General features: G+C 71.6%; 13 protein-coding genes. 6 read left to right on the forward strand and 7 right to left on the reverse strand.

The genetic code is table 11. The features are described from left to right. Positions 1–50 precede the first annotated feature (50 nt). The 3 genes from OG767_RS20560 (at position 51) to OG767_RS20570 (ending at position 3,228) form a co-directional block, all read left to right on the forward strand. Positions 51–1,595, forward strand: a complete 1,545-nt coding sequence (locus tag OG767_RS20560) for an MFS transporter (protein WP_405090051.1) — start codon at positions 51–53, stop codon at positions 1,593–1,595. After that, positions 1,573–2,223: a MerR family transcriptional regulator gene (locus tag OG767_RS20565; RefSeq protein WP_405090052.1), complete on the forward strand. Its 651-nt coding sequence runs from the start codon at positions 1,573–1,575 to the stop codon at positions 2,221–2,223. Before OG767_RS20560 ends, OG767_RS20565 begins: the two co-directional genes overlap by 23 nt. A gap of 129 nt (positions 2,224–2,352) precedes the next feature. After that, positions 2,353–3,228, forward strand: a complete 876-nt coding sequence (locus OG767_RS20570) for a S41 family peptidase (RefSeq protein WP_405090053.1) — start codon at positions 2,353–2,355, stop codon at positions 3,226–3,228. Between the two features lie 202 nt (positions 3,229–3,430). On the opposite strand, the gene OG767_RS20575 is transcribed toward OG767_RS20570, so the two are convergent. The 6 genes from OG767_RS20575 to OG767_RS20600 form a co-directional block, all read right to left on the reverse strand. Further along, complete coding sequence (locus tag OG767_RS20575; RefSeq protein WP_405090054.1) at positions 3,431–5,023, reverse strand: alpha/beta hydrolase; 1,593 nt, start codon at positions 5,021–5,023, stop codon at positions 3,431–3,433. A gap of 196 nt (positions 5,024–5,219) precedes the next feature. Further along, positions 5,220–5,939: an enoyl-CoA-hydratase DpgB gene (dpgB, locus tag OG767_RS20580; RefSeq protein WP_405090055.1), complete on the reverse strand. Its 720-nt coding sequence runs from the start codon at positions 5,937–5,939 to the stop codon at positions 5,220–5,222. Beyond that, entirely contained in the window at positions 5,933–7,123 is a 1,191-nt protein-coding gene (gene dpgA, locus OG767_RS20585) for a 3,5-dihydroxyphenylacetyl-CoA synthase DpgA (RefSeq protein ID WP_405090056.1), read from the reverse strand. The genes dpgB and dpgA overlap by 7 nt, the downstream gene beginning before the upstream one ends. Positions 7,124–7,613: 490 nt before the next feature. After that, the gene (locus OG767_RS20590; RefSeq protein ID WP_405090057.1) at positions 7,614–8,774 is read right to left on the reverse strand and encodes an epoxide hydrolase family protein; all 1,161 of its coding nucleotides are present in this window, start codon (positions 8,772–8,774) and stop codon (positions 7,614–7,616) included. A 124-nt stretch (positions 8,775–8,898) separates the two neighbouring features. Beyond that, positions 8,899–10,080: an acyl-CoA dehydrogenase family protein gene (locus OG767_RS20595; protein ID WP_281942499.1), complete on the reverse strand. Its 1,182-nt coding sequence runs from the start codon at positions 10,078–10,080 to the stop codon at positions 8,899–8,901. Positions 10,081–10,217: 137 nt separating this feature from the next. Beyond that, positions 10,218–11,600: an FAD-dependent oxidoreductase gene (locus tag OG767_RS20600; RefSeq protein WP_405094260.1), complete on the reverse strand. Its 1,383-nt coding sequence runs from the start codon at positions 11,598–11,600 to the stop codon at positions 10,218–10,220. Between the two features lie 479 nt (positions 11,601–12,079). Between OG767_RS20600 and OG767_RS20605 the strand changes: the two genes are divergently transcribed. Beyond that, on the forward strand, positions 12,080–13,642 hold the full coding sequence (locus OG767_RS20605; protein WP_357299445.1) for a hypothetical protein: 1,563 nt from the start codon (positions 12,080–12,082) through the stop codon (positions 13,640–13,642). Positions 13,643–14,175: 533 nt separating this feature from the next. Further along, positions 14,176–15,297 (forward strand): pyridoxal phosphate-dependent aminotransferase, encoded by a 1,122-nt coding sequence (locus tag OG767_RS20610; RefSeq protein WP_405090058.1) that lies wholly within the window; start codon positions 14,176–14,178, stop codon positions 15,295–15,297. A gap of 74 nt (positions 15,298–15,371) precedes the next feature. Here OG767_RS20610 and OG767_RS20615 read toward each other — a convergent pair whose 3' ends face one another. Then, positions 15,372–20,366, reverse strand: a complete 4,995-nt coding sequence (locus OG767_RS20615) for an amino acid adenylation domain-containing protein (RefSeq protein WP_405090059.1) — start codon at positions 20,364–20,366, stop codon at positions 15,372–15,374. 822 nt (positions 20,367–21,188) lie between these two features. On the opposite strand from OG767_RS20615, the gene OG767_RS20620 reads away from it, so the two are divergent. Further along, positions 21,189–22,916, forward strand: coding sequence for a hypothetical protein (locus OG767_RS20620; RefSeq protein WP_405090060.1), 1,728 nt, complete (start codon positions 21,189–21,191; stop codon positions 22,914–22,916). Positions 22,917–22,921: the final 5 nt, after the last annotated feature.

The raw sequence follows: 22,921 nt of genomic DNA on the forward strand, positions 1-22,921 counted from the left end.
GGAGTGACAACCCCTCGGCACCGTGGCCGGGAATCGATCCGAGGAGTGACATGCCCCACCGAACGGCGCACCGCAACCCGTGGTCCGTCCTTGCCGTGCTGTGTCTGGCGAACTTCCTCATCCTGCTGGACACCACGATCGTCAACACCGCGGCGCCGCACATCATGGCGGAGCTGCGCACCCCGGTGGACGGGGCGTTGTGGGTGCTCAACGGATACCTGCTGGCCTTCGCCTCGCTGCTGATCACATTCGGCCGGCTGGGCGACCGGGTCGGCCCGCGCCGGGTCTTCGTCGTCGGCCTCGCCGTGTTCACCGTCGCGTCGGTCTGGTGCGCGTCGTCCCGGCACACCGGCGAGCTGGTCGCCGCCCGGGTGTTGCAGGGGGTCGGCGCCGCGGCGTTGCTGCCCCAGGCCCTGGTCCTGATCTCCGCCGTCTTTCCTCCCCAGCGCCGCGGCGCCGCCTTCGGCATCTTCACCGCGGTGGCCGGCGTCGCCGCGGTCAGCGGCCCCACCCTGGGCGGTCTGCTCGTCACGGAGGCCGGCTGGCAGTCGATCTTCTACCTCAACGTGCCGGTGGGTCTGGCCGGACTGCTGCTCGCGGCACGGTACCTGCCCCGCCTGCGGCCCGACCGGGCGCACCGGTTCGACGCGGTGGGCGTCGCGCTCGCCACCGGGGGCCTGCTGGCCATCGTGTTCGGCCTCGTCGAAGGACAGCGGTACGCGTGGGGTCGGGTGCTGGGACCTGTCGGCATCCCACACGTCCTCGTCGCCGGCGTGGTGCTGCTCGCGCTGTTCGTCTGGTGGGAGCGGCGGGCCGCCGAGCCGCTGCTGCCGCTGGACCTCTTCGGTGACCGGAACTTCACCATCGCCACGGTGCTGACGGCCATCAGCTCCCTCGCCCTGTACGGCTTTCTGTTCGTCTTCGTGCTGGAGACCCAGAACATGCTCGGCATGAGCCCGCTCGCCTCCGGCCTCGCCGCACTACCGTGGACGGTCACGCTCAGCGCCGTCGCGCCGGTCGCCGGCCGGCTCGCCGACCGGGTGGGCGGCCGGATCCTCCTCGTCGTCGGCCTCGCGCTGCAGGCCGTCGGCGTGCTCGGAGTCGCGCTGCTGCCCGGCCCCTCGTCGTCGTGGCGCACCTTCGCCGGGCCGCTCGTCGCGATCGGTATCGGCATGGGCCTGTCCATCGCGCCCACCACGACCGAGGCGATGCGTCGTATCACCTCGCGACGCGCGGGGGCGGCGTCCGGCCTGCTCAACACCGCCCGCCAGGCCGGTGCCGCACTCGGCGCCGCGCTGATCGGCGCCGTGCTGCAGAACCGCCTGCCCGACTCCACGCACCGCGCCGCGTTCCACGACGGCTTCGCCACGGCCAGCCGGCCGGCGCTCTCGGTGGTCGCCGGCGTGCTGTTCGCCGGCGCCGGGCTGGCCACGGCCATGCGACGCCACCCGCGGGCACCGGCGCGTATCGTTCCGCGGGAGCAAGTTGCACCAAACGCAACATCGAAGGTGACGAACATGCAGCCCGACCCTTACTCTGGTCTGGCCGGTGCTGTCGACAGCGGGGAACCTGATGCGTATCTCAGATCTCAGTAGGCAGACAGGCGTACCGATCGCAACGATAAAGTTCTACCTGCGGGAGCGCCTGCTCCCGCCCGGCACCCCGACCGGCCGCAACCAGGCGGCGTACGGCGAAGCGCATCTGCGACGGCTGCGGCTCATCCGGGCCCTGACCAACATCGGTCAGCTGGAACTCACCTCGGTGCGGGAGCTGCTGACCGCGATCGAGAACGACAAGGTGCCGCTGCCCGCGCTGTACGCGCTCGTCGACCGCGCGTTGTTTCCGCAGGAGCCGGCGCTGCACAGCGTGGACGGCGCGAAACAGGTGCGCGCCGACGTCGACCGTTTCGTCAAGGAACTCGGCTGGTCCCTCGACATGGATGCGCCCAGCCGGGACCGTCTCGCGCTCGTGGTGCTCACCCTGCAGCGGCTGGGCTGCGAATGCGGGATGGAATACTTCCTCCCGTACGCGGAGGCGGCCGAGAAACTCGCGGTCCAGGATCTCGACCTGCTGCCCGCCGACGGGGTGGGTGCCGACCGGGCCGCCGTGGTGGTGCGGGGGGTCCTGCTCGACGTGGCGCTGTCGGCGTTGCGGCGGATGGCCCAGGAGCACCACGCGACACTGCGCTTCGGCCCGAAGACGGCCGACGCCCGGCCTGCGTAGCGCCCGGCCCTGACCCGCGGTCACGCGCAGGCGCGCACCGCCGGGCACCGCCCGGCCGACCGTCCGGGCCGGTCGGCTGCGGCGACGACGCCCGGCGCCGGCCCCCCACCTCGACGAATGTGAGTTCTCATGATCGTCACCCAACCCGACACGGTGCGCGTGCACCCGGTCGAGCGGGCGATCGAGCTGCTGCGGGAGCGCTACGTCTCCCCGGAGCGGGCCGAGGCGGCAGCCACGGCGCTGCGGCAGCGACTGACCGCCGGCGCCTATGACGGCCTGGACGACTCGACGCTCGCCGAACGCCTCACCGAGGACCTGCTCGACGTGTGCCCGGACACGCACCTGTGGGTCCGGGTGCGGGACGAGCGCCGCGCTCCCGCCGGCGCCAGCGTCCGTCGGGTCGAGATCCTCGACGGCAACATCGGCTACCTGGACGTACGCCGCATGAGCGGCTCCACGAACGGCGGCCGGGCGATCATCGGCGCGATGGAGCTGGTGTCCCGCACCGACGCGCTCATCCTCGACCTGCGGGAGAACGGCGGCGGCTCACCGGACGGCGTCGTGCTCTGGAGCAGCTACCTCCTGCCGGCCGGACCGACGCACCTCAACAGCATCTACGACCGGGTCACCGACCAGACGCGACAGTTGTGGAGCCTGGCGTGGCTGCCCGGCGAGCGGTACCTCGACCGCCCGGTGTACGTGTTGACCAGCGACCGGACGTTCTCCGGCGCCGAGGATCTCTGCCTGAACCTGAAGGTGCGGGGCCGGGCCCGGTTGGTCGGCGGGACGACGCGTGGCGGAGCGAACCTCGCCACCGTCCACGAGCTGACGCCGACGATGGAGATCGCGGTGCCGCACGCCTACTCGATCAACCCGATCACGGGCGGCAACTGGGAGGGCACCGGTGTCGAGCCCGATCTCCCGGTGCCGGCGGCGACGGCGTTCGACGTGGCGTACGCGGAGTTGCTCGACGCGCCGGGTGAATCGGGGCGGCGGGGGCACTGAGCAGCGGCGCCGGGGATCGGCCATCGGCCGCGCCCCGGCGCCGCGTCGCCACCGGTCCCGCGGTGCGCCGTCCACGGCCACGGGCAGTCCTCGACCGGCCCGTCAGCGGCGGCCCGGCGCGCGGGCCTGTCCACCCGCGTCCGCGCCGACGGCCACGCCGCGGCACGCCACCCGGAGCCGCGCGGCGTCGACCGGCGACACCTCAGCGTCGCGCGCGGAACCCCGGCGCCCATGCCGCGCCGGTGTCGACCAGTCGGGACAACGTTTGCGACGACGTGGCCGTCGGGTCGGGCGGCGGCAGGGCGTCGCAGGTCGCGTCGGGTCGGTCACCGGCCTTGCGCTTCGGCAGCCGGCCCGTCGTGAGGTAGTCGGCGATGACGCCGGTGACGCACGGATTGCCGCTGAACGAGAGGACGTGCGTGGTCTGGCCGACCTCCGCCAGCAGCGACCCGTTCGGGAAGCGGCGCCGGGCCTCGAGGCTGCCCTCGAACGGCGTGGCCGCGTCCAGCGTGCCGCCGACGAACAGCACGCTCCGGACCTTCGAGCCGTCGACCTCGACCGGCGTGGAGACCTTGCCGGGCCAGAAGAGGCACGGTGCGTTGCCCCAGGCGTTGTACCAGGTGGCGAACGGTGCGCCGCGGAACGTACGCCAGTTGTCGCGCCGCCAGGTGGCCCAGCTCCGCGGCCACCGGGTGTCGGTGCACTGCACCGCGTTGAAGACCGCGAAGACGTTGTCGTCGGCCGGGCGGAAGGAGCTCTCGTACGCCGCGACCAGCACCTCGGCGTCGGGGTCGTCGACGGCGCTGACGAACAGGTCGGCCAGGGTCGGCCAGATCGCCTGGAAGTAGCCGGCGTAGATGAAGATGTCGGTGAACTCGGCCGGGCCGACGACGCCGCCGGCCGGCGCCGTACGCAGCTTGTGCTGCGTCGCGTACCAGCGCTTCCGGACCTGGTCGGCGGTGCTGCCGAGGTGGTAGACGTGGTCGAACGTCGCCACCCACGCGAACCACATGCGCAGGCTGCGTTCGAAGTTCACGTCCTGGGCCAGGGCGGCCTGGTACCAGACCTTGCGCGGGTCGATGTTGCTGTCGAGCACCATCCGGCGCACCGTCTTCGGGTACACCGTGCCGTACACCTGGCCGAGGTAGGTGCCGTACGAGATGCCGTACAGGTTGACCTGGCCGATGCCGAGCGCCTTGCGGATCGATTCCACGTCCCGGACCGTGTCGAGCGTGGTCATGTGGTCCAGCAGCGCGCCGCCGGCCACCCGGCAGGCTTCGGCGTAGTTCCTCGACCGGCGGAGCCAGGTCTGCTCGATGCTCGGGCGCCAGGGGACGTACTCCGGGCGCGGCCCGTGGAGGTAGTCCTCGTCACAGGACAACGCCGGAACGCTGGCGCCGACGCCACGCGGGTCGAAGCCGATCCAGTCGTAGGCGCCGCCGACGGCGGCGGGGACGCACACCGCCGCCGACGTGCACAGCCCGGCGTTGCCGGGCCCGCCCGGCAGGGCGATGATGACGCCCTGGTAGTCCTCGGCGGGCACCGTCGCCCTGATCCGCGAGACCGCGATCTGGATCTTCCTGCCGGTCGGCTTGCGGTAGTCCAGCGGCACGTCGAGCAGGCCGCACTCGGCGCCGCCGTCGTGCGGCTCGGGCGTCCCGCAGGGTTTCCAGGTGATCCTGGCGGTCGTCGCCGGCTCCACCGCGGGCGCCGCCGAGCCGCCCGCCGCGGGCGTGACCGCCACGATCACCGCGGTGACGACGAGGGCGAGGCCCTTCGCGATCTTTCGATCCACAATTCCCCCTCATCGCGGGACTCGTCTCTCCGCCCGGGAGAGGTCCACTGTAGATGGAGCGACGGGCCGACAATTCTCGCAGAGTGCGGCGTCAGCATCCGGAGACAGCACACGCGGTGAGTGGGGCCGGCGCCGTCTACCGGCTCCGGCCCCACTCCCACCCCGGCTCCCTTGCGTCGCGCGGGAGCGGATCCGACTACCGTGCCCCGGGGCCGGCCGACCGCCGCAGGGCTCTGTCGCAGGCCGCGAGGTGACGGCCGAGGGCGTCCTCGAAGCTGGTGGTCGGCGCGTCGAACATCAGTTGTCGGCGGACGGCCACCTCTCTGCCGGAGAGACCGCTCACCATCTCGGCCGCGGCGGTCAGGGCCATGCCCGGATCGCTTGTCACCTCGTCGACGATGCCCAGGTCGACGCTCTCGGTGGCGTCCAGATGGGCGCCGAAGAGGATCGCCCGGCGCAGCCGGGTCCCGCCGGCCTGCTGGGCGAGTCGGAAGATCGCCATGCCGGGCCAGGTGGCTTCGCCGTCGACGTACAGGGACAGCCGGACGTCGGGCGTGGCGATGCGGTAGTCCGTCGCCAGCAGGGCGTCCAGGGCGAGACCCCCGCAGTCGCCGGAGGCGACCGCGACAGTCGTGACGGTGAGCCGCTCGAGCCGGCGCAACGACCGCTCCCACTTGCTGACCAGCGCCACCTCCAGGCCGTGCGTCCAGTCCTTGCCGGGGGTGCCGGTCAGGTGCACCGCGAGCAGGGTGGTGGCCTTGGTCGACTCGGCCACCGTGCAGGCGGCGTCCACCGCGGCGACGGACTCCATCGTCAGGGGTTTCGAGCCGTCGATGCGAAGCTCGACATCGCCTCGCGTGCCGTCGCCGGCGCCACGCTCGCCCCGGCCGGTCCGGACGGTTGCCGCGCTCACCACTGGATCAACGCTGTCTCGATCGTGGAACCAGGACCCATGGTCATCAGCACTCCATAATCGCCCGGGGCCGTCACTCTCTCCTGCTGGAGCCGTTCGTACGAGAAGATGAACGAGCCGCTTGATACGTTGCCGTAGTCACGTAGCACGCTGGTGGTGTGCCGCACCTCGTGACGGTTCAGTCCGAGATTCACCGTCACCGCGTCCACGACCTTCTTGCCGCCCGCGTGCACGAGCCAGTGCCCGATGTCGCTACGACGCAGGCCGGTGTTCGCCAGCAGCCGGTCCGTGACGATTTCCGCGTGCGCGCCGACGACGTAGGGAATCTGCGGGTCCAGGAAGAAGCTGAACCGGTTCTGGACGCCGTCCCAGTCGTAGCGCATGGCGTCGATCGCCTCGGGGATGATGCAACTCGCGAACTTGAGGATGCGAGGACCGCCGCCGGCGGCGCCCGAGGAATCGCCGCCGGTGGCGTCCAGGAAGTCGCCGGCGGGGCGGCCGACAAGGGCCAGCGCGGCGGCGCCGTCGCCGAACAGACTGTTCACCACCGCGGTACGCATGGTCGAGTCCATCACGTACGCGGCAGAACACGCCTCGGTGCACAACACCACGGCGAGCTCGCCCGGATTGGCCACGGACCAGCTCGACACGACGTTCAGCGCGTTTAGCCCCGCGTTGCAGCCCATCCCCACGATGTCACTCCGGCTGCAGTGCCGGTCGATGCCCAGCTCACGGATGAGCAGGGCACTGAGCCCCGGCGTGAGGAATCCGGTGGACGTCACGCAGCAGAGGTGGCGGATGTCGGAGAGCGACGCCCCGGCATCGTCCAGGCAGGCCTGCAGGGCACGCCGCCCCATGTCCACGGCCAGCCGCTTGTGCCGGTCGAGCAGGTCCGCCTGGGTCTCCGGGGACGGCAGGCCGTCGTCTCCCGGCGACGGCAGGTCGAGGAAACGCCGGCGGATCGCGCTGTTGAGGAAGACCGACCGGATCTTCGGATCGGAGATCGCGAAGGTGTCCAGCAGGTCCTGCTGGGAGAAGGGTGTGGAGGACGAGGCCGTGCCCACCCCGACAATTGTGGACTCGCAGGGGCTGGACTGGAAAATGGGAGACTCTGCTGCCAGTGTCCGAGCGTACGGCCTCTGGGTGTTGGCGATGTCAACGGTCACGCGCAGATCTTCCTTCCGCATCTCAGCAAGCCTGGCTTTTGGGCCAGGCGCATTATGCTCGTACGCCTACGGTGCGGTCCCAGGTTGGGACGCCGCATCTTGGAGGTTGCGCGGTGTCGGCTCGAATGAGTCACGCTCGCACCTAATCAACAGCTAAGACTCTATCGTCCGACGGATACCCGATCACATCCCATAGTGCGCCGTCGAATATGACCGGCGCCCATGCCGGCGTAGTCAGGAAATGTGTTTCCGATGTCCGCCGGAGTCGCCCGAGGCTTCGGCGCGGGGATTGTCGGAAAGCCTTTCCGAACGCCCTGTCGGTCGCGTGGGCGCCACCTCGGCGACGCCGGATCGGTCAGGTGCGCAGACCCGCCGGCGCACGATCCGGGGCCCACTCGCCGAAGCGGCCACCGCGTCCCTGGTCCTTCGTCGACGTGGTCGTCGTGAAGGACCGACGCGATGGCCGCCTCTCATCCCGCCGATCCGCCCGGTCCTGGGCGGAACCGGGCGGTCAGCGTGCGAGCGAGCGGACGAACGTGCGGACGTCGTCGACCAGCAGCTGGGGCTGCTCCAGAGCGGCGAAGTGCCCGCCCCGGTCGAACTCGGTCCACCGGGTGAGGGTCGGCAGGATCTGGTCGGCGAACCGGCGCACCGGCCGCACCGCGTCCTTGGGGAACGACGCGACGCCCACCGGCATCGTCAGCGGCCACGGCCCGGCCCAGGTCCGGACGAAGTCGGCGTCCATCCGGCTGGACTCGTAGTAGAGCTGGGCGCTGGACCCGGCCGTCGCCGTGAACCAGTAGATCGAGACCGCGGTGAGGATGTCGTCGCGGCTCACGGCGTCCTCCGGCACCTTCGCCGAGTCGGTCCATTCCTTGTACTTCTCGGCGATCCAGGCGAGCTGCCCCACCGGCGAGTCGGTCAGCGCGTAGGCGAGCGTCTGCGGCCGGGTCGACTGGATCCGCTGCCAACCGGTCCCGTCCTGCATGAACGTGCCGGTGAACTGGAGGCGGGCCAGGTCGGCCTCGCCCAGACCCTCCATGGCCGCGGGGTCGGGCGGCGGGAACGCCACGCACATGTTGAGGTGGATGCCGATGACGTGCTCGGGATCGGCCAGCCCCAGTCGCAGCGAGATCGGCATCCCCCAGTCACCGCCCTGCACGGCATACCGCTCGTAGCCCAGGCGGCTCATCAGCTCCTTCCACGCGCCGGCCACCCGACCGGTGTCCCAGCCCACCTGACCCGTCGGACCCGAGAACGCGTAGCCGGGGATCGACGGGATCACCAGGTGGAAGGCGTCGGCGGCGTCACCGCCGTGCGCGACCGGGTCACTGAGCGGCCCGATGACGTTCAGGAACTCGGCCACCGTGCCCGGCCAGCCGTGGGTCAGGATCATCGGCGTCGCGCCCTCCTCGGGCGAGCGGACGTGCAGGAAGTGCACGTTCACGCCGTCGATCTCGGTGACGAACTGCGGGTACGCGTTCAGGCGCGCCTCGGCCGCCCGCCAGTCGAAGCTGTTCCGCCAGTGGTCGGCCAGCTCCTTGACGTACTCCAGCGGCGCACCGCGATCCCAGCCCACACCCGGCATCTCGTCCGGCCAGCGCGTGTGGTCGAGCCGCCGGTGCAGATCGTCGAGATCGGACTGCGGCACGTCGATACGGAACGGACGCATCTAACAACCTCCCTGTGTCGGTCGAGAGCCGCCAGGAGCGGCGCTGGGCTCAGATCGAGGACGGCGGCGCGCCGGAGCCCGAGGCGCTGACGAGAGCGCCCCGGGCGGCCGGCGAACGCGCCGATCAGATGAACGGGGTGTTCGGGCCCAGACCGCAGACGATCCGGCCGTAGAGCTCCAGGTTGGTGCTCGGGTGCAGGATGGCGTGCAGGTTGAGCGTCTGCACGTCCCGCTGGATGCGCTGGATCGGCACGTCGCGGTAGATCGACGAACCGCCACTGGCGCCGACGAGGATGTCGACCGCCTCCTTGGCCCGCTGGCACGCCGCGCCCAGGTCGAGCCGGACGCGCGCCCGCTCCTCAAGCGTCCACTGCTCCCCCGCGGCCCCCTTGGTGTCGAGCATGCGGGCCGCCCGGTGGGCGTGGAACCCGACCTCGTCGATCTTGGTGACCGCCTCGGCGATCTCCAGGTGGGTGACCGGCGCCTCGCTCTGGTTCTCGTATGCGGTGTAGGTGATCTTCCGGCCGGGCAGCCGCTCCAGGAACACGTCCTTGGCGCCCATCGCGAGGCCGAGCGCGGGCGCGCTGATCGTCGCGCACGCGGTCGGCATGAACGGCGCCTTGAAGATCGGCGAGTCCGCGTTCAGCTTGGACATGTGCTGGCCCTGGAGCACCGGCCCCATCTGGAGCACCCGCTCCTTCGGGATGAAGAGATCCTTCGCGATCGTGGTGACGCTGCCGGAGCCACGCATGCCCGAGGTGTGCCAGTCGTCGACGACCTGCAGGTCGGAGTTCCGGATGAGCGTCATGACCGGCGCCATCCCGCCGTCCTCGGTCGGCGTGACCGCCGCGTTCGTGTTCCACGTGCTCTGCTGCACGCCGCTGTTGAACGACCACTTGCCGTTGACGATGTAGCCGCCGTCCGTCGGCACGGCCACCGCGCCGGGGCTGAGGATGCCGCTGATCCGGACGTCGGGCGTCGCGAACACCTCGTCCTGCACCTCGTCCGGGAACAGCCCCATCATCCAGGTGCTGATCGCCCACACCGAGGCCGTCCAGGCGGTCGAGCCGTCGCCCCGCCCGAGCTCGGCGATCACGTCGACGACGGTCTCCATGTCGGACTCGAAGCCGCCGTAGCGGGTCGGCACCCGCATCTTGAGCAGGTCGGCGCTGGTCAGCGCTTCGATGACATCGGGATGGATCCGCCGGTTCTCGTCCATCCAGGGCGCCTTCTCCCGCAGGAGCGGAACGAGCTCGGACGCGCGCTTGACGAGTTCGGTCTTGCCCGGTGCGTGAACAGTCACCATCGTGTTCCTCCTAAACGGACGTCCGCTGACGCGGGGTCGCCTCGCAACGGGCGACGCGGGGTGGAGCTGAGCAGGTGGCTCGCTCGGAAGGGAGAAGCAGAAAATCGTGGCGCACGCGCGGACGGCACGTCCCGGCGCTAGTCGCGGCCGGCGCCGAGCGGCGCCGCTGCCGGGACCCGGTTCGGCCGGCGACCGGCCTGCCGCAGCACGCGGAGCATCCGGCCCGGGCGGAGCAGGGACGTCGGCTCGTCGATGAGGCCGGCCACCCGCATGAGGGCATTGGTGAGGCTCGGGTCGTGCACGGCGGCCCGCTGGACCTTCGCCACGTAGGCGTTGATCATGCGGATCTTGGCGGTCCGCCGGCCTTCCACGCCCGCGTAGCCGAGGTCCGCGGTCGCCGCGAACTCCCAGGGCGAGTCGATCTGGCGGGAGATCTCCTGGAAGAACTCGAGCGGATCCGGCACGGTCGTGCTGCTGAGCTTGTCCGCCAGGACGCGGGACTCGACCGCGGCGATGGCCATGCCCTGCGCGTAGATGGGATTGAAACTGCAGACCGCGTCGCCGATGACCAGGAACCCGGCCGGGAAGCGCGTCAGCCGCTCGAAGCGGCGGCGAACGCTCGCCGGAAAGCGGAACATCACCGGGTCGTTGAGCGGCTCGGCCTCGCGGACGGACTCGTAGATCTCCGGCACCGGAACCGACCGGACGAACTCGAGGAACTTGTCCGGGTCGGTCGGCGGATGGTCGCCGAGAACGCCGGTGAGCGACAGCTCGACCCGTCCGTCGTCGCCGGGCAGCCGGTAGTAGAACGCGCCGCGCGGATGCGTGGGTGTCGCCGCCGCGATGACGGCGATGTCGCTGCCGAACGGGTCGTTACGCACCCGGTAGTGGCGGGTGGTGTAGGCCAGGTCGACCTTCACCCGGTCCTCCTCCGGCCGGGAGTAGCCGAGCTCCTCCAGCCAGGTCGGCGTCCTCGACCCCCGCCCGGTGGCGTCGATCACCAGGTCGGCGTGGAGCACCTCGGGGTCCGAACCGCCGTCGCGACGTTGCACCCGCGCGCCGACGACCCGGCTCTTGTCGGGCGTCGCCTCCACCCCGACGATGTCGTACCCCTCCAGGAAGCGTATGTTGCTGACCTTCTCCACCCGGTTCCGCACCTGGTGCTCGATGACCGGCCGGGTGCACGGCACCGAAAGCAGGCCGGTATTCGCCTGGCGGAGCTGCATTCCGTTGAAGTACCAACGAATCGCGCCGCTGAAGTCGCCCGGCTGGACGCCGGCGGCTTCCATGTCGGCCGTCAGCCCGGGAAACTGCTTCTCCAGGATCTGTTGCCCGCGGGCGACCAGACCATGGGCGTGCCGACCGTGCGGAACGCCCTTCCGGTAACCCGCCACTCCGGCCAGTTCGTCGCGGTCCACGACGAGCACCTCGGGATACACCTCGGCGAGCACATTGGCGGCGAGCAGGCCGGCCAGGCTGCCGCCGAGTACCACCGCGCGGCCGACAGGCTGTTCAGGCATCGCGATCTTCCTCCTCTGCGAACCAGAAACGTGCGCCTTCCCCATGCCGTCAGCCGTGGTGTCGGACGAGCGAAGCCGCTGCCCGCTGCGTGAGCCCGGCAGGGCCGACTGGGTGTCAGAGCCATCTTCGGCGCTACCGGCACCGATGGCGTCTTTCTCATTGCGGAGCCCGCCGGGGCGGGAACGACGACCAGGTGAGCAGGGATGCGTGCACCCCAGCAAGCTGCGAGATGCCGCCCTCCCTGGTCGCTCTGAAGAATGGGGGCTTGAATACTTTCGGCCGGACAGTCCCGCGTCGGGAGACGTGACGCTTTTCAACGAGATATTCGGGACAGGGCCACAGGACCTGTGAATAGTCGGAGGTAGTGGCCATGAAAATGAGCCTCAAGCCCATTCAGGAAATCGTGGGGGCCGATCCTCGCTACCGCTGGGACTATCCCGGTCCCTCGGTGCAGGCGCCATCGAAGAAGCTTCGATCGGTGTGGTATTTCGGTCTGCCGCTCACCTCCGCGCATCGCGATGCCCACGACGCCGGCAACGCCATGCTCGACGGGAGGTCCGAGGAGGAACGGCACCTCAACGAGGGGTCCGTGTACCCGCACGCCGCCCTGGTCGAGATGATCACGTATCAGGACAGGTGCTTCCCGGACCTCCCCTGGCGCTACATCGACATGAGCCACCTGGACTGGCAGCACGTCCGGACCGCCATCAACGAGGACCCGCCCGACGTCGCCGCCTTCACGGTCTACACGGCCACCACGCTGTGGGCCATGATCGTCGCGGCGGAGATCAAGCGGGTCAACCCCAAGGCCGTCGTGGTCTTCGGCAACGACCACGCCGGCATCCTCTACCAGGAGACCCTGACCGGGAAGTACGGCAGTCGCCTGGTGGACTTCATCAGCACCGGCAACAACGGCCCGTTCACCATGATGGGCCTGTTGACCCACCTGCAGGGCGGGCTGGAGCTGAGCAAGGTCCCCTCCGTGGCGTACCGGTCGGCCGGTGGTGAGGTCGTCAACCAGGACGCCGGCACGTTCCCGCTGGACCGTCGGATCCTGCCCGACTACCGCCTCATCATCGACCAGCTCGAGAAACACTACGACCGTGCCTTCAACGTCTGGTACTCCCAGCACTACGACCTCAAGCGGATGGTCACGGTGCCGCTGGACGGCGGGTGCACCTGGGGAAAGCGGCCGGGCCGCCGGTGCAAGCACTGCTCGATCCAGGGCCTGACCCCGAAGACGACGGATGTCGCGTCCGCGATCCCGGTGCTGGAGAACATCGTCGGAGACATCGGCGCGAACGTGTACGCCGCCGGCGACTCGACGCTCGGCTTCTCGCGTGAGCAGTGGGAGGGGAACATCTCCTACCTCAACGACATGGCGGAGGCCTGCGCCAAGTCGCCGATCCTGCAGAAGCACCGGTTCATGCTGGCCTACGGGCTGGTCTACGAGTTCCTCGAGTCGGCGGAGCTGTGCAAGGGGTTCGTGCGCACGTGGAACGTCGGGCTGGAGGCGTTCGACCCGAAGCTGCTCAAGGCCGACTCCAAGGGGATCAACAAGGGACCGGAGCGGATCGGGGAGGCGCTGGAGCTCGCGCGCGACCTCGACTACAAGCTGTACGCGTCGGGCATCATGGGCCTGCCGGGCACGACCATGAAGAACCTCAAGACCGAGGTGAACAGCTGGCTGTCGATGGCCGACGAGTACCGCGACCTGATCACCAGCATCTCCGTCGCGGCGCCCGGGATCATTCCCGGCTCGCGCATGTACTGGGACACCTACAACGAGTCCCCCCAGGTGCGGGCCTGGCACGGTGAGATCCTTCCCGCGCGACGGATGACCGCCCTCTACATCCGCGAGAACACCGAGGTGGAGCTCGAGGACGTGGAAGCGGCGATCACCGACCTCCGGAACGGGATCCTCCAGATCAACGGCCCGATGGAGCACATGAAGTTCGGCTACTACATGCTGGGCGGTCGGGACGAGGACGAGGCGGCCGAATACCGCCTCCTCGAGGAGATCTGCGCGCAGCTCGACTAGTCACCGGTGCCACCCCCTCCCGTCGAGATGGTCCACGAGCCGCGTCGTCGTCCCGGGCTGCTGCCTCGGACGGCCCGGCTCGTGGCCGGATCCGCCGCGCGGTCGGCCCCGCGGCCGGCGACCGTGCCGTGGCCGTCCGCCCGCCCGGCGCCGCGATCCGCGCGCCCCGCCCGCGATCCGGCCGTCCCGACCGAACCGCGGCCACCGCGGCGGCGCGTGCGCCCCCTCGCCGGGCCCGCGCCGGACCGCCCCACCACTCCGCGCGTCCCGGCGCACGACGGCCGGCGGCACGAGCCGGGGACCGCCGTGGCAGGCTCGGGGAAACACATCGATCGAAACCTTCGTGATCCCCCCGCGGGACCGACCCCTCGAACATCACGCGCGGCGGCGGCTCGACCGCGCAGACCGTCGTGGTTCCACCCCGGCGCCACGTCAATCCCGGAAGGAAGCAGCTCATGTCGGTGACGTCAGATCTGGAGAACATATTCAGGTCGCCAGCGAACATTCCCGCTGGCGAGTCGGTGATCCGCGGGATGACCCGCGCGTGCCTGGCGGCAGACGCGGTGAACCTGGCCCAGGGCATCCCGAGCTATCCGCTTCCGCTGAGCCTTCAGGAGGCCGCCGTGGCGGCCATCCGCTCGAACGACAACCAGTACACGTCCCCCCGCGGCAGCGAGCCGTTCCTCCAGGCCATCAGTGACTTCGAGCAGCGGCGCTGGGAGATGCCGACGCCCTACGACCCGGAGACGCAGATCTGCGTCACGTGCGGGGCGACCGAGGGCATGCTGGCCACGCTGCTCGCCGTGGCGGAGAAGGGCTCCAACGTCATCATCGTCGAGCCGGCCTACGAGTCCTACGCGGTCAACCTGCGGCTCATCGACGTGGAAGCCCGGTACGTCCAGCTCAAGGGGCCGGACTGGGTGCTGGACCCGGCCGAGATCGCCGCCGTCGCCGACCGGAACACCCGCGCGATCATCATCAACTCACCGCACAACCCGACCGGGCGCGTCTTCACCCGGGAGGAGACCCAGGGCCTGGCCGACGTCTGCCTGCGGCTCGGCATCATCGTCATCCACGACGCGATCTACGACGAGCTCTACTTCACGAACGAGCGGCCGCCCAGGATCTCCGACATCCCCGGGATGGACCAGCAGTCGATCACGATCAACGCGCTCTCCAAGATGTTCTCCGTGACCGGTTGGCGGGTCGGCTGGGTGACCGGGCCGCAGCGCCTCATGGAGCGGGTGGCCCGTGTGCACGACTTCCTCACCATCGCGGCGCCGACCCCGTTCCAGGCGGCCGGCGCCGCGGCACTCTCGCTGCCGGGCAGCTACTTCGAGGAGCTGCGGGAGGTCTACGGCAAGCGGCGCGACATCCTCGTCACCGGCCTCGAGAAGTGCAACATCGAGTTCCAGCGCCCGGCCGGCGCCTACTACGTCATGTGTGACGCCACCTCGTTCGCGCGCCCCGGCGAGGGGGAAGCGGAGCTGACCCAACGCCTGCTGCGCGAAGGCGGCGTCGGCGTCGTGCCCGGCCTCTGTTTCTACGGCTCGGACCGGAGCGGCCCGCCGCAGATCCGGATCGCGTTCGCGAAGGGCGAGGACACCGTCGCCGAAGGCGTCCGCCGCCTCTACAACTACCTCAGCGCGGGCTGACCGAGCCCGCCGGCGCACCACCCAAACGCACCGGGCCTGGTGGAATCTCCACCAGGCCCGGTGCGTTTCCGCGTTCAGACCGCGTTGACGCGGGCGTCGGGCTCGGGCGCGTCGGCCGACGACACGTGGCTGGTGACGCCCTTGACGGAGGGGTTGGCGAGGAACGCCTTCAGCCCGATCTTGATGTCGAGCTGGTCCTCCAGCCGGGCCAGCAGGATGGCGGCGAGCAGGGAGTGGCCGCCCAGGTCGAAGAAGTTGTCGTCGACCCCGACCCGGTCGACGCCCAGGGCCTGGGCGAACAGGTCGCACAGCACCGACTCGCGCGCCGTGCCCGGCGCCTGGCCGCTGGCCACCGCGCTGTAGTCCGGCACCGGCAACGCGCGCCGGTCCAGCTTCCCGTTCACCGTCAGCGGCAACGCGTCCATCACCACCACCGCCGACGGGACCATGAACTCCGGCAGCGTCCGCGCGATCTCCTGCCGGGCCGCCGCCGGGTCCACCCGACCGCCGGGCGTCGGGACCACGTACGCCACGAGCCGCCGGTCACCGGGACGGTCCTCCCGGGCCACCACCGCGGCCTGGCCCACCTCCGGCTGCGCGACGAGCACCGCCTCGATCTCGCCCGGCTCGACCCGGAAGCCCCGGATCTTCACCTGCAGGTCGACGCGTCCCACGAACACCAGCAGACCGTCGGCGTTCCACCGGACCAGGTCGCCGGTGCGGTACATCCGCTCGCCCGTCTCGAACGGGCACGCCACGAACCGCTCGGCGGTCAACCCGCGTCGGTTCATGTACCCGCGCGCCATGCCCGCGCCGGCGATGTACAGCTCACCCGTCACGCCCACCGGCACCGGCCGCAGGCTGTTGTCGAGCACGTACAGCCGCATGTTGGCCATCGGGCCGCCGATCGGCACCGGCTGCGCCGCCTGCTCGTCCGAGAACTCGGTCATCGCGTGCAACGTCGTGAACGTGGTCGACTCGCTCGGCCCGTACCCGTTCACCATCAGCACGCCCGGACACCGCTCGACCACCCGCCGCACCGCGGTGCCGGACACCGCGTCGCCGCCGACCACCACCATCCGCAGCCCGGCGAGCGCCGACGGCTGCTCCGCCGCCACCGCGTCGAACAGCGCCGACGTGAGCCACATGGCCGTCGGGGCCGCCCAGGCGATCACCTCCGCCAGGCGGGAGATGCTCATCTCCTCCGGCGGCGCCGCCACGTGCGTGCCGCCGCGCAACAGCGCGATCCACAGCTCGTACGTCGAGATGTCGTACGAGTGCGGCGAGTGCACCAGCATCCGTTCGTGCACGCCCTCCGGCCACCCCGGATCCCGCACCATGTCCACCACGTCCTGATGGGTCACCGCGACGCCCTTGGGCACCCCGGTCGACCCGGACGTGAAGATCACGTACGCCAACTGGTCCGGGTGGATCTCCGCGTCCCGGAAGTCCTCCCGCGCCCCGGTGGCGGCGTCCCCGGCGGTCGCCAACAGGATCGGCGCCCCGTCCGGGCGCACCCGCTCGGCGAGCTCCGTCAGCTCCTCGTCGCACAGCACCGCCACGGTGCCCACGTCGCCGGCCACGAACGCGATCCGCGACTCCGGCCAGCTCACGTTGACAGGCACGTACACGCCGCCCGCCTTCAGGACCGCCAGCAGCGCCACCCACAGCTGCGACGACCGCCGCATCACGACGAGGACCCGCGACTCCGCGGTGACGCCCGCGTCCACGAGCATCGCCGCCAGCCGGCTGGACCGCTCGTCCAGCTCCCGGAAGGTCAGGCTCGTCCGGCTGTCGACCACCGCGACCGCCTCCGGGTTCCGGGCCACCTGCGCCGCGAACACCCCGGGCACCGTCGCCGCCTCCACCTCGAGGGCGGTGTCGTTCCACCGGTGCAACACCAGCTCCCGCTCGGCCGGCGTCAGCAGGTCCAGCTCGCTGATCCGCCGGGTCGGGTCGGCGGCGGCCTGGTCCAGCAGTCGCGCCAACCGACCGCCGAGGGCGTGCACCGTCGACTCGTCGAACAGGTCCCGGGCGTACTCGAACGAGTAGCGGATCCCGGCCGGCGAGCCGTCGGCTTCGTACTCCGGGCGGAAGAACATGCTGAGGTCGAACTTGGCCGTCTCACCGGCCAGCGACTCGGCCCGCGCCTCGATGCCCGGCACCTGCCACTGCTGGCTGGTGTCGTCGTCGATGGTGAGCATCACCTGGAACAGCGGGTGCCGCGAGGCGGACCGGACCGGGTTGAGCTCCTCCACGAGGCGCTCGAACGGCACGTCCTGGTTGGCGAACGCGGTCAGGTCCAGCTCCCGCACCCGGCCCAGCAGCTCGCCGAAGTTCGGATCCCCGGACAGGTCCACCCGCAGCACCAGCGTGTTGCCGAAGAACCCGACCAGATCGTGGAGCGCCTCGTCGGTGCGGCCGGCCACCATCGTGCCGATCGGGATGTCGGTGCCCGCCCCGGAGCGCGACAGCAGCATGGCCAGCCCGGCCTGCAACACCATGAACACCGTCACCCGGTTGGCGCGCGCCACCTCCTCGAGACCGCGGTGCAACCCGGCGTCCAGCTCCAGCTCGACCAGGCCGCCACGATGCGACGGCTGCGGCGGGCGCAGCCGGTCGGCCGGCAGGTCGAGCTGGTCGGGCAACCCCGCCAGCGCGGAGCGCCAGAAATCGAGCTGCCCTGCCAGCACGCCGTCGGAGTGGCGGTCCTCGCCGAGCAGCCGGCGCTGCCACAGCGTGTAGTCGGCGTACTGCACCGGCAGCGGCGCCCACTCCGGCGCCCGCCCCGCCAGCCGCGCCCGGTACGCCTCGCTCAGGTCCCGTACCAGCACCTCGGCCGACCAGGCGTCGCTGGCGGTGTGGTGCATCACCAGCACCAGCACGTGCTCGGTGGGCCCGGTCCGGAACAGCCACGCGCGCACCGGCAGCTCGCCGGCCAGGTCGAAGACGTACCGCACGGCCTGCTCCAGCAGGCCCGGCAGGCTGGCCTCGTCGGCCACCGCCATGGTCACCTGCGGCACCGCGACCGCGGCGTCCACCACCCGCTGGTACGGCTGGCCGTCGGCGACCGCGAAGACGGTACGCAGCGCCTCGTGCCGGCCCACCACGTCCCGCAGCGCGGCCATCAGCGTCTCCGCGTCCAGCCCGCCGCGCAGCCGCCACGCGAACGGCACGTTGAACAACGGGCTCGGGCCGTCGTACTCGTTCATGAACCACAACCGCTGCTGCGCGAACGACAACGGCAGCCGCTCCGGCCGGTCCACCACCCGGGTCAACGGCGTACGCGCGCCGGTCGCCTCCCGGAGCGACCGGGCCAGCGACTGGACCGTCGGATTCTCGAACACCGTCCGGATGTCCAGCTCCACGCCGAGCGCCGAGCGCACCCGGCTGATCAACCGGGTCACCATCAGCGAGTGACCGCCCAGGTCGAAGAAGTTGTCCTCGACGCCGACCCGGTCGACGCCCAGCACCTGCGCGAACAGCTCACCCAGCACCGCCTCCTGCGGGGTGGTGGGTTCCTGACCGCCGGCGGCGGCGCCGAAGTCGGGCGCCGGCAGGGACAGCCGGTCCAGCTTCCCGCTCACCGTCAGCGGCAGCGTGTCCAGCACCATCACCGCGGCCGGCACCATGTATCCCGGCAGCTTGCGGGCGGCCTCCTGCCGCAGCGCCGCCGGATCCACCTGACCGCCGGGCCGGGGCACCACGTAGCCGACCAGCCGCGGGTCGCCGGGGCGGTCCTCCCGCATCACCACCACCGCGCGGCCCACTCCGGGCTGCGCGGCGAGCACCGCCTCGATCTCACCCGGCTCGATCCGCAGTCCCCGGATCTTCACCTGGTCGTCGGCGCGTCCGAGGAACTCCAGTTGGCCGTCACCGGCCCACCGGACCAGGTCCCCGGTGCGGTACATCCGCTCCCCCGTGCCGAACGGGCACGCCACGAACCGGTCCGCCGTCAACGCCGGCCGGTTCAGGTAGCCCCGCGCCAGCCCCGCGCCGGCGAGGTACAGCTCGCCGGTCCCCCCCATCGGGACCGGCCGCAACCGGTCGTCCAGCACGTACACCTGCGCGCCCGGCAGCGGCCGGCCGATCGGCACCGGGCGGTCGTCCCGCTCGGGCCCGGCCGCCAGGTCCCCGGTGGTGGCGGTGGCGTACACCGTGGCCTCGGTCGGGCCGTACGCGTTGATCACCTGGGCGCCGGGCACCGCCGCCCGCACGGCCCGCAGCACCGGCCCGGTCAGCGCCTCGCCCGCCAGCACGACCGTCTGCGCGGTCGCGGACGTCTCCGCGGCGGCGAGCACCCCCGCCATCGCCGACGGGGCGGTGCTGATCAGGCTGCCCGACCAGCCGCCCCGCGCGAGCACCAGCACATCCTGCACCACCTCGATACACCCGCCGCAGGCCAGCGGTCCGAACACTTCGAACACCGACACGTCGAAGCTCAACGACGTCGACGCCAGCACCCGGCGGAACCGGTCCGCGCCGAACGTCGACGCCGCCCACGACACGAACCACGCCGCGGAGTGGTGCTCCACCGTGACGCCCTTGGGCCGGCCCGTCGAGCCCGACGTGTAGATCACGTACGCCGGGTGCCCGGGCAACAGCGGCGCGACGCGGTCCGCGTCGGACACCGCGGTGTCGGGCAGCGCGGCCACCTCGGCCTGTACCGCCGGGTCGTCCAGCATGATCGTCAGCCCGTCGCGCCCGCCCGGCTGTCCGCCGTCCGACGCCGCGCCCGGCGTGGTGGTGGCCAGGGCGCGCGAGGTGAGGATGGCGGCGGGGGCGGCGTCGGCGAGCATGAACGCGATCCGGTCGGCGGGGTTGGCCGGGTCGATCGGCAGGTAGGCCGCGCCGGACTTGAGCACCCCCAGGACCGCGACGATCATCTCCGCGGACCGTTCCGTCGCCACCGCGACCAGCCGGCCCGGCCCGGCGCCGCGCGCGGCCAGGTACCGGGCCAGCCGGTTCGACCTCGCGTCCAGCTCCGCATAGGACAGCGACACGTTCCCGGACACCACCGCCACCGCGGTGGGGGTCCGGGCTGCCTGCGCCGCGAACAACTCACCCAAGAGCTCCTCCGCCGGAGCAGCAGAATCCGGCGTTTCCTGATCACTGACGCGCGTTGTCACGGCTGCTCCACTCACGCTCGACTTTGATTGGACTGTTGAGCCATATGGCGGTCCGATGCTCTGCTCCGCACCTGAGGCAAGCGGCGCTGGTTCTCGTTATCACGAGAACCAGGTAAAGGACATCGCTCGCTCACACCGGTCGATGACCCAGGATCACACTCTGTTTCCGGCGGCGCATCTCCGGGAGTGCTCGCCCGTCGTTTTGTCCGCAGCGACCCACATCCTGGCAGGTCCGACGGCCAGCGCCGCGGTATGCGTACCGGCCTGCGACATGTCATCACCGATGCGCCCCGACCAGCCATCGGACGCGCATGTCCGCCATTGCCCTCGACAATAGGAGACACGTGTGAGCGGTGTCGTGACACGGGCGTTCAAATGGTGTTTCGAGAGGCGTGGCGACTCGCGGTGCTCCATTTTACGGCTCGAATCGTCAGGCCGGCGCGGCTGCCGCTGAATACGACGGTGAACGGGATCGGCGGCGCGCCCGCCGGCACACGGCCGTACGCCCCGACCGCCGGCGGCGCCACTCGGCGGGCCGGGAACCGCGCGCAGGCGGTGGTCGACGGGCCGGCCGGCGCCACCCGGACCGGTCCGGGCCCGCCCCGGACGCCCACCGCCCCACCGGCGTCGCGGACGGACGACATGGAATTCCGTGCCCGCGTTGTCTATGGTGCGGGAGGTGATTGACCGTCGTAACTGCCTGGGACTGGAGTCGCCGGTGTCGATCAGCGTGCGCCGCGTCGTCAGCAGTCAGTCCGTCCGATGAGGACCCGCGTCCACCACGCCGGGACGGTGACCGTCCTGGCCGCCGTGGCGGTGGCAACCAGCACCGCCCCGGCCTGGGCGCAGGCGCACGATCACGAGGCCCCGGCCGGCGCGGCCCCGAGCGGTGGCCTCGCGGTCGTCATCCACTGCCTGAGCCTGCTGGCCACCGCGGCCGCCGTGGCGACGGCCTGGGGCGGCGGCCGGGCGGAGCGGTCGCGGACCTCCGTCGCCGCGGTCGTCGCCGCCGTCGCGGACATCGGCGCGATCCAGGCGTGCGGCACCGCGGTGGTGCCCTCGGTCCTCCTCGCGCTCGGGACGCTGGCGCTGCCGTGGCTGGTGACCCGCCCCCGGGCAGCGCTCGCGCTCGGCGCGGTCATCGGCGCGGGTCGCGTCCTGCAGGCCGTGCCGGACGGGTCCCCGGCCCGGGCGCTCACCGCCGTCGGGCTCCTGGCCGCGATGTGCTGTGTGGGCGCGATCTCCGCGATGCTCGCCGGTCGCCGTGGCGCCGGCCCGGTCGCGTTGGGTCCGGTGGCCACCGGGGCGGCGTTGGTCACCGCCGGCGTCGCCACGGCGTCCTGCGTGCGCGGCGAGGTGCGGCTGGACGCCACGCTGCTGTGGTTCACGTTCGGCTGGCTCAGCGTCGCGTACTTCGGGCTCGCCGCCGTGGCGGTGACGGTCGGGCCCGCGTCGCGCCGGCTCCAGGCGGTGACGGCGGCGGCGGCGCTGGTGGCGGGCGTCGGGCTGGTCGGTGTCCCGCTGCCGCCCGCGCCGGCCGACGTCGGGATCCCGATGGTGCGGCAGGTCGACGCCGCCGGCCATCGGTTGCCCGTGCTCGTCACCCCGCAGCGCCCGGGCTGGAACCTCGTCCACGTCGGCGCCGACGACGTGCGGGTCGGCCTCGATCCGGGCCGGCTGGCCGCGGCGGGCGCCCGGCCCGGCACCACCGGGTCGTGGGGGCTGGTCCGGCTGCCGGCCGGCCGCAGCCGGCTCTGGCTCGCCCATGGCGGCGCCACCGCCTCCCTCGCCGTCGACACGGGCCGGGCCGGCCCCGGCCCGGACGTGACCACCCCTGACGGCCCCGAGTGCGCCAGCGCGAGCCTGGGAGCCGTGCTCGCCGGCGCCGGGCGGCCCCTGGCGACCTGTCCGGCCCAGGAGCTGACCGCCGAGGACGCCGACGCGCTGCGGGCGATGGTGTCCTTCATCGCGGGGCGTGGCGTCACCGCGATCTCCGTCCGGTCCGACGACTCGCCCCGGGGCGTCGCGGCCCGGCAGCTCGTCGAGGCCGCCGCTGCCGCCGAGAAACTCCGCGTCACCGACCCCGGCGACCACCCGCTGCTGGTGGTGTCCGGATGGGCGGCGGCCGAGACGACGCTGCGTGCGGTGGCGGCCGACCGGTTGCCCGCGCAGGGTAGCTACCTGGCGCCGTGGCTGCTCACCGGGCCGCTGCTGGCCATCCCGAGCGGTCCGCTGCTGCCGCTGCGCTTCGATGTGCGCGACGACGCCCCGACGGCGTACCTGACCGAGCTCTCCGAGCTGTTCCCGCTCGAACCGCCGACCGGCATCGGGTACCTGACGTGGATGCGCCAGCGCGCCGTGCCCGCCGGGCCGCTGCGCCTCTACGCGGCGGGCCAGCTGTTCGTTCCGGGCGCCGGTGGCCATGACCACCAGAGCACCACCTGGGTGCCCCACGGCACCGTCACGGCGGTGAGCGGCCAGTTGCCCTGACCGAC

Origin of the sequence: Micromonospora sp. NBC_01392 (assembly GCF_045040125.1) — a bacterium.
Taxonomy (GTDB): Bacteria; Actinomycetota; Actinomycetes; order Mycobacteriales; family Micromonosporaceae; genus Micromonospora.